The organism is Priestia megaterium NBRC 15308 = ATCC 14581, assembly GCF_000832985.1.
Classification (GTDB): domain Bacteria; phylum Bacillota; class Bacilli; order Bacillales; family Bacillaceae_H; genus Priestia; species Priestia megaterium.
Genome location: NZ_CP009920.1, coordinates 3,854,956 through 3,869,701, shown reverse-complemented (window position 1 = coordinate 3,869,701; position 14,746 = coordinate 3,854,956). Strand labels below are relative to the sequence as shown.

At 35.0% G+C, this 14,746-nt stretch carries 12 protein-coding genes; 3 read left to right on the top strand and 9 right to left on the bottom strand.

All coding sequences use genetic code 11. From position 1 onward, the window contains the following. Positions 1-14: 14 nt before the first annotated feature. The 4 genes from nikC to gltC all read right to left on the bottom strand — a co-directional run bounded on the left by nikC (position 15) and on the right by gltC (position 4,880). On the bottom strand, positions 15-848 hold the full coding sequence (gene nikC / locus BG04_RS19990) for a nickel ABC transporter permease subunit NikC (RefSeq protein WP_034653052.1): 834 nt from the start codon (positions 846-848) through the stop codon (positions 15-17). Then, positions 845-1,789, bottom strand: coding sequence for a nickel ABC transporter permease subunit NikB (nikB, locus tag BG04_RS19985; protein WP_013082614.1), 945 nt, complete (start codon positions 1,787-1,789; stop codon positions 845-847). Before nikB ends, nikC begins: the two co-directional genes overlap by 4 nt. A 16-nt stretch (positions 1,790-1,805) precedes the next feature. Then, positions 1,806-3,431: a nickel ABC transporter substrate-binding protein gene (gene nikA, locus BG04_RS19980; protein ID WP_034653054.1), complete on the bottom strand. Its 1,626-nt coding sequence runs from the start codon at positions 3,429-3,431 to the stop codon at positions 1,806-1,808. A gap of 543 nt (positions 3,432-3,974) precedes the next feature. Beyond that, on the bottom strand, positions 3,975-4,880 hold the full coding sequence (gene gltC / locus BG04_RS19975; RefSeq protein WP_013082612.1) for a glutamate biosynthesis transcriptional regulator GltC: 906 nt from the start codon (positions 4,878-4,880) through the stop codon (positions 3,975-3,977). 168 nt (positions 4,881-5,048) lie between these two features. Here gltC and gdhA point away from each other — a divergent pair, with 168 nt between their 5' ends. Together gdhA and BG04_RS29900 are read left to right on the top strand one after the other, a co-directional pair. Beyond that, positions 5,049-6,431 (top strand): NADP-specific glutamate dehydrogenase, encoded by a 1,383-nt coding sequence (gene gdhA, locus BG04_RS19970; RefSeq protein ID WP_051975620.1) that lies wholly within the window; start codon positions 5,049-5,051, stop codon positions 6,429-6,431. Positions 6,432-6,487: 56 nt separating this feature from the next. Next, the gene (locus BG04_RS29900; protein WP_034653056.1) at positions 6,488-6,769 is read left to right on the top strand and encodes a YesK family protein; all 282 of its coding nucleotides are present in this window, start codon (positions 6,488-6,490) and stop codon (positions 6,767-6,769) included. A 316-nt stretch (positions 6,770-7,085) separates the two neighbouring features. On the opposite strand, the gene BG04_RS19960 is transcribed toward BG04_RS29900, so the two are convergent. From BG04_RS19960 to BG04_RS19940, 5 genes are all read right to left on the bottom strand, one after another. After that, entirely contained in the window at positions 7,086-8,525 is a 1,440-nt protein-coding gene (locus BG04_RS19960; protein ID WP_034653058.1) for a GntP family permease, read from the bottom strand. 204 nt (positions 8,526-8,729) lie between these two features. Next, entirely contained in the window at positions 8,730-9,782 is a 1,053-nt protein-coding gene (locus BG04_RS19955; RefSeq protein ID WP_034653060.1) for a ketopantoate reductase family protein, read from the bottom strand. A gap of 312 nt (positions 9,783-10,094) precedes the next feature. After that, positions 10,095-10,946: a beta-keto acid cleavage family enzyme gene (locus BG04_RS19950; RefSeq protein ID WP_034653062.1), complete on the bottom strand. Its 852-nt coding sequence runs from the start codon at positions 10,944-10,946 to the stop codon at positions 10,095-10,097. A gap of 748 nt (positions 10,947-11,694) precedes the next feature. Beyond that, positions 11,695-12,720: a LacI family DNA-binding transcriptional regulator gene (locus BG04_RS19945; protein ID WP_034653063.1), complete on the bottom strand. Its 1,026-nt coding sequence runs from the start codon at positions 12,718-12,720 to the stop codon at positions 11,695-11,697. 327 nt (positions 12,721-13,047) lie between these two features. Then, positions 13,048-13,473 (bottom strand): CBS domain-containing protein, encoded by a 426-nt coding sequence (locus tag BG04_RS19940; protein WP_034653064.1) that lies wholly within the window; start codon positions 13,471-13,473, stop codon positions 13,048-13,050. Positions 13,474-13,833: 360 nt separating this feature from the next. On the opposite strand from BG04_RS19940, the gene BG04_RS19935 reads away from it, so the two are divergent. Next, a complete protein-coding gene (locus tag BG04_RS19935) occupies positions 13,834-14,679 on the top strand; it encodes a DMT family transporter (RefSeq protein ID WP_034653065.1) in 846 nt (281 codons plus the stop codon). Positions 14,680-14,746 lie beyond the last annotated feature (67 nt).

The following is a 14,746-nucleotide window of genomic DNA, read 5'->3' as shown; positions in this document are numbered from 1 at the left end:
TTCTTCATTCCTTTTCAAAATCGACGTTTGACACCGTAACGTTCTGATAACGCTTCGCCTAATAGATTGAATGTAACAATAACAAGCATAATAGACAAACCTGGATAAAGCATCAGTTCTGGATTCGTCCGAATATATGATTTTCCTTCGTGAATCATTGCTCCCCATTCAGGTGTAGGAGACTGGACGCCTAATCCCAGAAAAGACATAGCAGATATATCCATGATAGCCCATCCCATTTCCAACGTACCCATTACAACAAGCGGAGGTAACACATTGGGGATAATATGATTTTTAATGATCTTCCATTGAGAAGAACCGCTGATCTTCGCAGCGGAGATGAAGTTCTGTTCTTTCAAACTAAGGACCATTCCTCGGAACATTCTCGCGTAATAAACCCATTGTACAAGCATCAGCGCTAAGATTACTTGTGACAGTCCAGGTCCAAATATACCAACCAATCCTAGTACAAGAATAAGGCTTGGAAAAGCCATAACACCATCGCAAAATCTCATTAAAATATGATCAATCCAACCACCTTTATAACCTGAAAACGTTCCAATAATTAAACCAATTGCTAACGATGAAATGAAAATAAGTATAGCAAAACCTAATGAGATGCGTGCTCCATATAAAATACGTGACAAGTTACATCTTCCTAAATGATCAGTTCCTAATGGGAAATCCCAGCTTGGAGGCTGCAATTTATAAGCTAAATTGACGGCAATGGGATCATTTGGTGTAATCCAAGGGGCCAATATGGCGATGATAAAAAGAATACCTAATATTGTTGAACATATGGGAATTACTTTTTGACTTTTAAATATCGTACGTATACTTGTTATCATCGATGCTGTCCTTCTTTCCTGGAAATACGCGGGTCTATATACATTTGAACTATATCTACAATTAAATTACTCAAAATAAACAAACTGGCTGCTATTAGCACGTAGCATTGTATAACAGGTATATCACGATTAAAAATAGCTTCAATGAAATAACGCCCAAATCCAGGCCAAGAAAAAACCGATTCAACGATAATTGTGCCCGTAAGCAATTTTCCAAGATTCATTCCAAGCCCAGTTATCATTGGGGAAATAGCAATTCTCAGCACATGTTTTGTCATAATCGTTTTTTCTTTAAGTCCTCTAGTTCGAGCAAATAGCACATATGGTTGTTGCAAGTTTTCAAGAACACTCGCACGTAACAATCTTGTATACATTGCTATTAAAGGAAGAGCTAGCGTAATGGAAGGCAGTACAAGATGCTGCCATGTTCCGATTCCCTCTACTGGAAAAAGATTAAGCTTAACAGAAAAGAAAAAAACCAGTATGTAGCCTAGCCAAAAAGTTGGAATAGACGCACCAAAAAAGGAGAGTAAACGGCTAAAATGATCAATAACGCTGCCTTTCTTTACTCCTGCGAGAAACCCAAGAGGCACGCTGACAAACACCGCTATTAATATACTCGCTATGGCTAGTTGAACGGTAGCTGGTATTCGATATATAACTTCATTCCAAACGGGCTTATTTGAAACATAAGATATGCCAAAATCAAGTTGGCATATCTTCATAATAGAGTTTACATATTGAATAAAGAATGGCTGATCTAAACCAAACTCATGTCTTTTTTGAGCCAAGATCTCATCAGTCGGCTGGATGTGTGCTGCTGTTAAATAAGCTTCAGCTGGATCCACCGGTGAAAGATGAATCATGCCAGTCGTGAGAAGTGCAGCCAAAAGAAAAACTGGAATGATGGACATAATTCGTTTTAGTATATAATTGCCCATGAAAACCTCCTGCTATTTACTGTTTGATGCTAATTCCTGTGAATGGATTCTCGTCACGATTAGCAGGGAACTTAAAGTTTGTTACGTTTTTTTGATAAATGGCTGTTTTCTTAATATAAGAAACAGGAATAATAGCTCCTTGATCTTGTAGCGACTTTAAAATAGACGCATAAAGCTGTTGACGTTCTTTTTCATCTGTTGTTTGAGGAACCTTCACCATTTGTTTGATTAACTCATCTTTATTTGGATATGCTGAAATAGCTTCATTAAATCCATATCCTTTTGATGCGACAATGTTTAAAAATGTATGAGGATCATAAGGAGCTCCATAGTTACTAAAGAAATTAATATCAAATTTATTATCTTTAAATCTTTGAACTTGGTCTGCTAATTCAACGCCCACAATGTTTAATTTCACACCAATTGCCGCCCATTCAGATTGGAGAGTTTCTGCCATTGCCTTTTGAATGGATTCTGCTGAATCATACATTAGCTCAATTTCAAGCAATTTTCCATCTTTTTCACGAACCGTTTTTCCTTTAGGAAGTTTCCATCCTGCTTTGTCCAATAGTGCCTTTGCTTTTTCTACATCATAGCCTACTGACTTAACATCAATATCGTTAGTATAAGGTAGATTTGCAGGTAAGATATGGTCTGCTTCCTCTTCTAAACCTGAAGTAACTCCTTCAACCATTGCATCTTTATTAAAACCATAATGCAGCGCTTCACGTACACGTTCATCTGAAAGCTGTTCTGTTTTTGTATTCATAACAAGCTGTCTTGTTGCAATCGGTTCAGAAACGCTAGTTTCATATTTTCCAGTAGACTTTAATTGTTTAAACGTATCTAGACTGATAACTCCTTCTCCATAAATCATGTCCAAGTCACCTTTTTCAAATGCCAGCACTCTCGTTTCCGCATCCGGAATAACTTTCACTTTGATTTTTGCTACTTTTGGAAGCTCTCCCCAATAATTTTCATTGCGTTTGTAAATAGCATATTCGTCAGCTTTATACTTTTCTAAAATCCATGGACCTGTACCTACGGGTTTAACAATCCCTTTTGAAGTATCACCATCTTTAGGAAAACCAGCTTCACCTAAAAAGCGAACTGGTCGAACTACAGCTAGCTCCTGAATTGTTGGGTAATATGGTTCAGTCAACGTTAATTTAAAAGTATTTTTATCCACTACTTCTGTTTGAGATACTTTCGTAATGAAACCTAACCAACTATGTAATTTAGCATTATTCAAAATAGTATCAAAATTCTTTTTAACAATTTCTGCATTAAAATCTGTCCCATCAGAAAATTTTACACCTTCACGCAAATGAAACGTGTATACTTTACCGTCCTCAGAGATTTCCCATGACTTAGCTAGACTTGATTTTATCTTACCGCCAGCTTGATAGCTTACTAATGGTTCATACACCATAGATTGAGCAAATAATTGTGAAGGGTTGTAGACATGTGGATTCATTTCCCCTACATCTCTTGGCCAAGCAATCGTAAGCATATTATCATGACTGCCTTTCGATGTTGATTCCCCATTATTATTATTTGAACAACCAACTAATAATGTTGACAAAATTAAAATAAACACAAATGTTAACTTAATTTTCAGACTAATTTTCCCCTTAGACATAACGGTGTCTCCTCCTACTTGATGTTGATAATCGTTTTCAATTGTAAGCAGGATTCGCATTCTTGTCAATGTAATATTGAAAACTTTATTTTCAATATTGTTATCTATCTGTGAAAGTAACTTTTCCGGACGGAATGCTTGCCCTTTTTAAAGAAAAACCCCTTGAGATTTAAGAAAAAATCAAAAGACTTAAGTATTTAAAAACTGTTATACAAACCAAAGTAACGTTGACTGAACAGCTATTGTTAATATGTTAACGAGATAAAAAGCTGCCTCGGAGCGTCAGGAGAGGCAGCTTTTTATAAAACTAGATATGAAATGTGTGTTAGTAAGTAAATTACAACATATTTTTTCATAAAAGCGATTTATTATAAAGATAAGCATATGTATAAAAGCTGCATAATTCGTAATCGTAGCCTTTCTTAAATCCCTTGTTTTCAAGGGATTCTTTTTTGTTTATATTCCCCAAAAAGGGATCCAGGTAACAAAAAATGTAATATATCACTTTTCTCTGCTAATCACGTGCTTTTTCTTGAGTATAAATCAGCTCTTAAAATCATCTAATCTAGTGAAAAATTCCTGTAGGAAATCATAAAATAACTTTTCTGTTGGAAGTAGTGCTCGTTCCTTTGGGGTAATAACGCCTACAGTCCTTGTTACGTTTGGTTCAACCAGTGGTATTTTAACTGTTGAGCGCGGCAAGCTATCGACTAGCGTGACTTCTGGCATGAGTGTTACACCTAAACCAGCAGAAACTAACCCTTTCAACGCATCGATATCATCCCCCTCAAAGGCAACATTTGGTGTGAAGCCAAGATTCTGACAAGCATTCACAACAATATCTCGAAAGACAAAACCCTCAGGTAATAAAACAAACGGTTCGTCTACTAGTTCTTGAAGTTTTACGGAGGATTCTTTTGCAAGGCGGTGGTGAATTGGCAAAAGAGCCACAATATTTTCCGTAAATAAAACTTTTTGTTGAAGTTTTTTTTCTTTAAGAGGAAGTGGACCTATCAGGCCAAGGTTAAAATCTCCTTTAATCACACCTTCAATTAATTCCAGGTAAAGCGCTTGTTTTAACTGAAATTTTGCTTCCGGATAGCGCAATCTAAATGCATAGATTACAGTTGGTAACGTATACGCTGCTAAACTTATTGGAAAAGTAATGCGTATTGTTCCTTTTTCAGGATCTAAATATTCCTTAACCTCACGTCTCGCATCGTCTATCACATTCATGGCATGTTTCATTCGTTCAAAAAATATTTTTCCAATTGGCGTTAAATGTACCCTCCTTCCTTCTCTGATAAACAAATCAACTTCTAATTCATTTTCTAAATTTACTATTTGTCGACTTACCGAGGATTGTGCTACATGTAAAGAATGAGCGGCTTCAGTTACGTGTTCGCGTGTAGCAACCTCCATAAAATAACGGATTTGTCTAAAGTCCATTTTATATCCTCCTTATTAGTTAATGCATAAAACGCATTGATATTATCGTTTCTTTATATTGATTCGATCATTATTTCAATTATAAAATATTTTATACTAACAACCCTAAAAATTACGACGAGTTTTTTAAATTTTCATTATAAATTAGTAAATAGGAGACGGATAAGTATGATAACAATTGAAAAAAATCAATCGGCGAATACAGAAAGCGTGCAGAATTATGTTAATCAAGTATTTGAAACAGTAAAAAAACGAAATCCAAGTGAAAGTGAGTTTCATCAGGCAGTCAAAGAAGTATTCGATTCTTTAATACCTGTTCTTATTAAAAACCCTCAGTATATTAACCAAGCTATTCTGGAGAGAATCGTTGAACCTGAGAGAGTCATCTCTTTTCGTGTACCTTGGGTCGATGATATGGGAAATGTTAGAGTGAATCGAGGGTTTCGCGTCCAATATAGTAGCGCGATTGGTCCATATAAAGGCGGATTAAGATTTCACCCATCTGTCAACGCAAGTATTATTAAATTTTTAGGATTTGAGCAAATTTTTAAAAACTCTTTAACTGGTCAACCAATTGGCGGCGGTAAAGGCGGTGCTGATTTTGATCCTAAAGGAAAATCAGATGGAGAAATAATGCGTTTTTGTCAAAGCTTTATGCTAGAACTTAGCAAATATATCGGACCTGATACGGATGTTCCTGCGGGTGATATTGGTGTAGGAAGTAAAGAAATTGGCTTTTTGTTTGGGCAATATAAAAAAATGCGTAGCACCTTTGAAGCAGGCGTTCTAACAGGAAAAGGCCTTAGTTATGGTGGAAGTTTAGCTCGTAAAGAAGCAACTGGATATGGAACAGTTTACTTTGTTGAAGAAATGTTAAAAGATAATAATCTCAGCTTTAAAGGCAGTACAGTTGTTGTGTCAGGGTCAGGAAATGTCTCAATTTATGCAATTGAAAAAGCGATGCAGCTAGGGGCTAAAGTGGTCGCGTGCAGCGATTCGAATGGTTATATCTATGTCAAAGATGGTCTTAACTTAGAGACAGTTAAACGGATTAAGGAAGTAGAAAAGAAACGCATAAGTACTTATGTAAATGATTATCCCGAAGCGGTTTACGTGGAAAGTTGTAATGGGATTTGGACAGTACCATGTGATATTGCTTTACCATGTGCTACTCAAAATGAAATCGATCAAAACTCTGCAGAATTATTAGTTTCCAATGGAGTAAAAGCAATTGGTGAAGGTGCAAATATGCCATCTACATTAGAAGCTGTCGAGATTTTCTTAGAGAACAATATTTTATTTGCCCCTGCTAAAGCAGCAAATGCTGGTGGTGTTTCTGTATCAGCATTAGAAATGGCTCAAAATAGTACTAGGCTTTCTTGGACTTTTGAAGAAGTCGATAGTAAATTACATGCGATTATGAAAAGTATATACCAAATTAGCAAGAAAGCTGCTCAAGAATACAACGCTCCTGGTAATCTTGTCGTAGGTGCAAACATTGCCGGATTTATAAAAGTTGCTGATGCTATGATTGAGCAAGGTGTTATTTGATACTTCATTAGGAGAATATACTAGTATGGATATCTTGAATTTAAAGGCTGTTAATAATGGGTGACTTACAGATAGTTTCTACAATTATAATTGCTGGTTTAATTGTACTTTCATATGCACTCAGCAGAAAAAAACCTACTATTAAATATATAGCACCTCTAGTTGTAGGAGTGGTTAGTGTTGGCATTGTTATCTTAAGTTTCCTTATCGGAGGATGGATTGGTATGAGAGTAGGAACAATTAGCTTTACTGCTTTTATCTCATCACTTATCTCCCTACTAATTATATCTATAGCTGAGTCTGTAAAAAGAAAATTCAGTAAAAACATTCACCACTAAAGTATGTATAGCACATACAAAGTCAGTTTATATAATGCGGATGATTGGTAGAAAAAGAAGCCGTCAAATAATACGAAATATAAAAGTCCTTATTAGTTTTAGGGGCTTTTTACTTATTCTAATCATAATTCTGGTGACTAAGAATAGTACTACATACAATCTAAAACAGAAAAGACTACTGACTCACCAGGGGAGTGACCCCAAGGTATCAGTAGTTTTTTTGTTCATGAAACTTTTGGACAGAAAGCTAATGAGCCTCTTAATACAAAATAACATTCCTATTTATACTATCTTAAACGTACTAATAAATAAAATATTAAACGATGCCAGTTAAACTATAGATTCCAATGATTATAAGGACAGTTAACGTTTTCAAAATAGTGATAGCAAAAATATCACGATACGATTGAACATGTGTCAAACCACAAACGGTAAGGATCGTAATGACTGCTCCATTATGGGGTAGTGAATCCATCCCTCCGGAAGCCATTGCAATTACCCGGTGCATGACTTCTGGAGGAATGTTATATTGGGCTGCCGCCTCCATATACTTTTCACCCATCACGCTTAGTGCAATCCCCATTCCTCCGGAAGCTGATCCGGTAATTCCCGCCAAAACATTAGTTGTTACGGCTCCGTTGACAAGTGGATTCGTAAATATATGCGAAACACCATCTCGAACAACGCTAAAGCCAGGAAGTGCAGCAATAATACCGCCAAATCCATATTCGGAGGCTGTATTCATGGTTGCTAGTAAAGCTCCACCAATGCTAATATTTATCCCTTCTTTAAATTTGGATTGTACTTCTCTCCAGTTATATAATATCGTAGAAATTATTCCAAATAATAAGGCAAGTTCTACTGACCAAATTCCAGTAACCTGGGAAAGTTCGACCTTCCCAAAAGAATCTAGGCCGATGGAAGAGAAATCAAATCCGTTTGGATACCACTTAGGAATAATCGTAGTGAAAAATTTATTAGTGACCCCAACAAGAATTAGTGGGACAAATGCAAGAAGTTCACGAGAACGGCTGTTTGAAGTCTTGAGGTTTATTGAATAATTCTCCTCTTCAGCCTGGATAGTGGCTGCCATTTCTACTTCATTACCTTCAAAACCTGAATATCCTTCTCCAGCTTTGCGAGCCTTTCGAGAACGTGATTCTAAATAAATCATTCCAACAGAAAAAACAATAACCCCACCAATTATCCCTAGCATTGGAGCAGCGTAAATATCTGTCTTAAAAAAGGTAGTAGGAATTACATTTTGTATTTGTGGCGTTCCAGGTAAGGCATCCATCGTAAATGTTGCGCCCCCTAAAATAATAGTTGCGGGGAGCAGGCGTTTGGGAATATTTGATTCACGAAATATGTTGGAAGCAAACGGGTAAACAGCAAAGGCAACAACAAACAAACTTACACCACTATAAGTCAGTATTGCACTTAGTAGTACAGTAGCTAAAATTGCTCGTTTAGGTCCCACCCAACTGATTATAGTTTGAGCAATAGATTTTGCCACTCCAGACATTTCAACTATTTTTCCAAATATAGCTCCTAAAAGGAACACCGGAAAATATAACTTAACAAAACCAACCATCTTTTCCATGAAAATATTAGAAAAGAAAGGGAGTACGTATGATGGCTCAGTCAACAAGACTGCAAACAACGCACAAAGCGGCGCAAAAAGAATTACTGAAAACCCTCGATAAGCAATAAACATAAGCAGTCCTAAAGATAAAAGAATAACAATAAGATCCATACAATCCTCCTTATTTTTAATAAATAGTTAGTTTTTACAATATAAAACGTATGAAAAAAGGACCGTTTACGAAATTTTCAGAAGCCTATAAGTGATCTAACATCTATTATTTAAAGTCCCATAGAATACACAATCTATTTATTGGTTGCTCCTCTTCCCTATTCTGTAAATCCGTGGAGGCTTTACTTCAGACTATATAGCACGCTATTCTTTGAAGCTCATTTTACGCATACTTAATAAATTGGGATTAAAGTGCTTTATATTATCTGTAAATCTTGGAGAACTACCTTTTTTTTCAGCTTCCTTCACTAATTTGACAACTAAATCATTATAAGGAGTTTTTATTCCTGCCTCCCTCCCCTTTCTACAAATAAAACCGTTGATAAAGTCAATTTCAGTTTTTCTTTTCTTTTCCAAGTCTTGTAACATGCTCGCTTTTGTATTACTATGTGGTCCCCAAACCTCTTGATAAAAATCCATTTTATTAGATATATCATTTTCATCTTGAAGTTCAAGAACCTTCATATCTTTTCCTTGAATCCTCTCTAATTTAATTCCATAAGCATGGGCAACCTTTATAGTTTCGTCTGCAATGTAGGCTAAGCTAACCATTGCTGGATCACTGGCTAAAACCTTCCCAAAACAACAGCCTAATGCAGCTGACATGCCACTAAATGTTGCATTCATTAATAATTTTGCCCATTTTATTCCCATGATGTTAGAAGAGATATCACAATGACCAACTAAATCTAAAATTCTTTTTACTTCCTTGAGTCGAGGAGTTATTGATCCATCTAATTCACCAATATCAAACGCATATTTTTTTAAAATTCGAGTTTCTGTTGCAAGTTCGGATACACCTGGACCAAGCCAGGTAGCACCAAATCCTACAACACCACCAATGGTTCTTTCATGTCCAATATAAGCAGCAACGAAGTCCTCAGGTATACCATTTTGCAACGTACAGACGATACTAGTAGAGTGAAGATGCGGAAGCAATTGTTCTAAAGAAGCCTGATTGTAAACCTGTTTAGTTAATAAAAAAACTAAATCATATTGACCAGTAATTTCATGGGGTAACATGGCCTTTACAGGAACGCAAAGATCCATAAAGCCAGTAATCTTTGCACCGGAATGATTGAGCGCGGATACATGTTCCTTATTGATATCGATTAAATCTACTTTTTGTCCTCCTGCAGTAATTAAGGCTCCTATTATAGTTCCTAAGGAACCTGAACCCATTATTGCAATTCTCATATGTATTCCTCCCTGGAGAATGATTAATTTATTGAATGAACTCAAGTTTATTAAGTGCATTTTCTTCTACTAAAATTGATAAATAAATAAAAAGGCTATTAAAATTTAAAGTTTCAGAATAATTATAATGCTCTCTTTTAATGCCTTTTTTGTGTCTTCTTCGATCCCACACGATGGGTCGAAATTATTCAATCTACAATATTACTTTATTCAGAGGTGCTCATCCTCTCCTTTTACTCATTTTAAGGAGAATTAAAAGAATCTGACCGGATTGATGCTTGGAAAAGCAAAGAGCAGCCAAGATTTCCTAGATTATTTACCAATGCTACTTAATCCCTTCAAGCGCTTTGAATTATCCAAACCTAAAATTTCTCTAGCTTGGTTCGGAGTAGCGACATCTCTTCCTAAAGTTTGAGATAAACCTACAATTCTTTCTACAAATTGAGCGTTGGTTTTCGCCAATTCACCCTGTCGATAATAGACACTGTCCTCCATTCCTACGCGAACATGTCCCCCCATTATAATACTCATTGTGTTGATAGCTAATTGATCTTTACTTGCTCCAATTGCCGACCAAGTTGAACCGGCAGGAATACTTTCAGCTAAAAATAATAAATTCTTGGGTGTAGCTGCCATCCCTCCCCTTATACCTAAAACAAACTGAAAATGAAAGGGGGAGTCGATGAAGCCCTTTTTAGCAATTCGCAAGGTATTATCAATCATACCGACATCGAATATTTCAATCTCAGGCTTTATCTCATACTCCTTCATTTTTTTTGCCAAGCGCTCCAGAAAATTAGGTGAATTAAGAAATACATCACTACCAAAATTCATTGAACCAGCATCAAAAGTTGCCAACTCAGATCCTAATTCACATACTCGAAGACGATCTTCATCGTTCATGGCCACTCCACCAGCTGTCGTTAAGTTAATAATAATATCGCATTTATCCTTTATGCGATTAACGACTTCTACATAGGTACCTAAATCAAGAGAATTATTTCCGTCTTCATCTCTTACGTGAATATGGGCTATAGACGCCCCTGCTTGCCACGCTTCATAAACAGAATCGGCAATTTCCTTTGGAGTAAAAGGTACATAAGGAGTATGTTTGCGAGTTGTCTGAGCTCCAGTTGGAGCAACAGTAATAATTAATTTTTCCAAAAAAACCCCTCCATTTGTTTAACATTACTGGTGTTTTAGCGAAACGTTTCGATGAAAACACAACATAAAAGTCACATAAATAATAAAAAATAACCAAATTTTATTATTAAATTCCTATTTTACAAGCTTTTAAAAAGTTTTAATTTAAATTTGATAAATATATTAGCGAAACGTTTCGTCAATACTTATTATAATTTGTTAGCGTTTGCAAAATCAAGAACTTTCTAAAGAAATTCAGAATATTATTGGTGATCTACCCCCTACTATCGAAATAATAAGCAGTTACGTGCGATGATACTCTATATTTGTTTAACAATTTAGTTACTTATATTACATACTAATACTTAGACAACATTCAGAGTCTTAGAATCTATAAAAACAAGAAAATTAGCATGAAATTCTTCGGTATCACACCCACAAAATATTAAAAGAACCAGGACTATTAAATGGTTTAATAACCATAAAAAGATGAATGCATACGTTAGTATTGATTGATATTCTGTGGTTTGACTCTACGATACTCCTTTACAAAGAAAAAATTAATAAGCAAGCTGTTAAATATTAAGACAAATTAAAGACGCGTCTCTATAACGGCTGTTATAGAGACGCGTCCATCAAATATGTGAATACGTTTTTGAAAAACAATTTTTAGCTTTTCAATGATGCCTGTGTTTTTACTTCTTAGTATCAATGACATTAAATTAATTTAACCCCTTTAACTTTCTTATATTGTTACCCTAAAGTTGATTTAATAAAGTTTATCAATCTTATTTTTTTTATATCCACAGCTTTCGCGTACTACTAAAGATGGGGTAAGTATGATTTGTCTAGCCCGAGTTTCATCTTTTTCTTTGATCATTTCCAATAGAAACTCCATGGATATTTTACCCATATCATATGTAGAATGGTCAATACTGGACAAAGGAACAAGGAAATTTTCAGAAAAGGAATTGTTATCATTTCCAATAACTGAAATGTCCTCTGGAACACGAATACCAGAATCTCTTAGTCCCTTTATCACTCCGAAAGCTATTATGTCACTTGCAGTACAAATGGCCTCTGGTAATACTTCCACTTGCTCAATCATCTTTTTTACATTGGTATATCCTGATTCTAAGGAATATTCTCCATCAAAGATAAGCATTGGATCAATATCCAATCCATTTAGAGTCATGCAACTCATAAATCCTGCTTTTCTTTCTCTCGCAGTATTGATTCCCAAATCACCTCCCAAAAAAGCGATTCTTTTATAGCCTTGTCTTACTAAATGATTAACTGCTAGCTCAGAAGAGAGTGGATTATTAACTCCGACAAAATTTTTATCATAAAATGAGGGTTTTCTATTGATTAAAACATATTTTAATCCTGATTTTTCAACTTCATTTAGATCCTCCGAATTAGCAATATTAGCTAATAAGAGACCGTCAACCTGCTTTTCCAGCATTAGTTCTAAATAAGTCAAAATCTTTTTATGTCCATTTGATACATTACACAGGATTACATTGAAATTATTATTAAACGATACATCTTCTATACCTTCGATCAATGGGGGATAAAAGGGATTTGAAAGATTTGAAACTATGACACCAACCGTGTTAGTTCTCTTTTTTTTCAAGCTTCGTGCTACTGCATTTGGTTTATAATTTAATTCTTTAATTGCCTGCATCACTCTATTGGTAAGTGCCGGACTGACATATGCTGATTGATTAATTACAGCTGACACGGTAGAAAGGGAAACATTAGCTTTTTTAGATATATCCTTCATTGTAGCCATTTAAAAACCTCCAGGCGAAACGTTTCGATATCTTTAATCTATAATAAGCTGAGAGCGATTGCAATTTAATAGTATTATTTCCAATTTAAAATAGCTTTTTCACTGCAAACATAGCAACGAGACTAGAAGGGGTAAATTTACAATTAATCTTTGTCATGTATAAATTAAGGGCAAGCTAATTTTCATTGGCTTACCCTTACCTATAGCATGAAGTACAAAAAAGGCTCGTTTATTACTTTCTATTGACAGGAGTCATGTCCACTCCTTCTTCATACTTATTTTAAAAACTAAAAAAGAAACTATTTATAAATAAAATCTGTTGCTTGTTTATTTATTAAATTCAGCAGGAGCTGAAATATTCTCAAGAACTTTTCCTGTTTCTTTATTTGAAGTATTACTTACCGCTAAATCTCCCAAAGAAAGCATTCCAATGAGTTTTCCGTTTTCTACAATAGGAAGTCTGCGTATTTGATGCTGAGACATGAGATCTGAAGCCTGCTCTACAGACATGTATTTTGTACCGGTAATGACATCAGTATTGATCATTTCAGATATTTGTGTATTCGTATTAAAATTATTAGCTAATCCCTTGACGACTAAATCACGATCCGTTATTAGGCCTATTAGCTTATCATCTTCACAAATTGGAATAACTCCTACATCTACATTCTTCATCATATTAGCTATCTCACCACATGAACTTTTAAGGTTACCTGTCTCAATATTAGAAGTCATCACTTCTGTTATATTCATAGCAACTCCTCCTTTATTTAATCATTGTCTTACTTCACTTGATTCCCGCACCTCATCTTCTAAAACGTCCATTTGAGTTTTAGGATACAAAGCTTTAGGTTTTAATGAGAAGAAAATGGTGAATGGATTTGAAAAATTCATCGCATTTTATTGGACAGTAAAAAGGTGTAAGAATGATAGGGAACGAGGTTTTAATAAAAGAGCACAGCCCTTAGGTTCGTAATAAATTTATACTTCTCATCTTTATACTTTTACAAAAGAGTTATCCGAAGCTATTTTTCATTAAATTGAAATATTAAAACTATTATATAAATTGTATAATTTAGTAGTATAAAAACTACTAGGAAGGAATTACACACTATGTTATGGTTTATATCTGCTTTAGGGACAGCTGTATGCTTCGGAGTAAACAATACTTTATTTAAATGGGGTGCCCTTCAACATTTATCTAAAGTGTGTATTCAACTTTTCTTTTATTGGATTTCTTTTTTTATCCTCTTATTATTTACTATTATTAAAGGAAGTTTTGAATTTCACATTTTACCTATTTTAACGGGGGCACTAATCGGTATCTTAAATGCCAATGGCAATATCCAAATGTCGAAAGCCTTTGAGAAAGGACCTGCGAGTATTACATCTACCATTATTGCGATGAATACAGTCATTGTTGTTATAGCTACATCCTTATTATTTCCTCAATCCATTCCTTTAACAAATTGGATTGGTATCGTCATTATTATATTGGCAGCTTGTATTATTCAGTATCAACCAAACAAAACGGCACACATAGAGTATAAATTATGGATTTTGAGCTGCTGTTTAGCTCTTCTATCTATCGGCACAGTTGGTGTTATTATGAAATTCAGCACGTATCAGCACTTTAGTATGGGTGAAATGCTTGTTTCAATGTATGGCGGAGGAGCTGTCTATTTAAGTTTATTAGCTCGGAAAGAATTTAAAAAATTAACTGCACATAAAATTGAAATAAAGATAGGTATACTAGTTGGTATATTAAGTACGATTGGTTACAGCTGTTATTTATTCGCCCTAAAGGAAGGTCCATCCAGTGTGGTTTATCCAATCATTAGTTTAAATTGTATTGTTGTTTTAATTGGGAGCTTAATTATCTTTAAAGAGAGACTTAAAAAATATCAATTAATAGGAATTATTCTTACTCTATGCGGAATCGTGTTGACTAAGATATAAGTTCTTGCACCAATACCGACAGAAGAATGAACATATAGTGAAATAGGTCTCCCTCTGGATGGCAACT

Excerpts from the sequence above, each read along its gene's own strand:
- nikC (WP_034653052.1), bottom strand. The coding sequence starts at position 848 with ATGATAACAAGTATACGTACGATATTTAAAAGTCAAAAAGTAATTCCC.
- gdhA (WP_051975620.1), top strand. The coding sequence starts at position 5,049 with ATGATAACAATTGAAAAAAATCAATCGGCGAATACAGAAAGCGTGCAG.
- BG04_RS19935 (WP_034653065.1), top strand. The coding sequence starts at position 13,834 with ATGTTATGGTTTATATCTGCTTTAGGGACAGCTGTATGCTTCGGAGTA.
- nikB (WP_013082614.1), bottom strand. The coding sequence starts at position 1,789 with ATGGGCAATTATATACTAAAACGAATTATGTCCATCATTCCAGTTTTT.
- BG04_RS19960 (WP_034653058.1), bottom strand. The coding sequence starts at position 8,525 with ATGGATCTTATTGTTATTCTTTTATCTTTAGGACTGCTTATGTTTATT.
- BG04_RS19940 (WP_034653064.1), bottom strand. The coding sequence starts at position 13,473 with ATGAATATAACAGAAGTGATGACTTCTAATATTGAGACAGGTAACCTT.
- BG04_RS19945 (WP_034653063.1), bottom strand. The coding sequence starts at position 12,720 with ATGGCTACAATGAAGGATATATCTAAAAAAGCTAATGTTTCCCTTTCT.
- BG04_RS19955 (WP_034653060.1), bottom strand. The coding sequence starts at position 9,782 with ATGAGAATTGCAATAATGGGTTCAGGTTCCTTAGGAACTATAATAGGA.
- BG04_RS29900 (WP_034653056.1), top strand. The coding sequence starts at position 6,488 with ATGGGTGACTTACAGATAGTTTCTACAATTATAATTGCTGGTTTAATT.
- gltC (WP_013082612.1), bottom strand. The coding sequence starts at position 4,880 with ATGGACTTTAGACAAATCCGTTATTTTATGGAGGTTGCTACACGCGAA.
- nikA (WP_034653054.1), bottom strand. The coding sequence starts at position 3,431 with ATGTCTAAGGGGAAAATTAGTCTGAAAATTAAGTTAACATTTGTGTTT.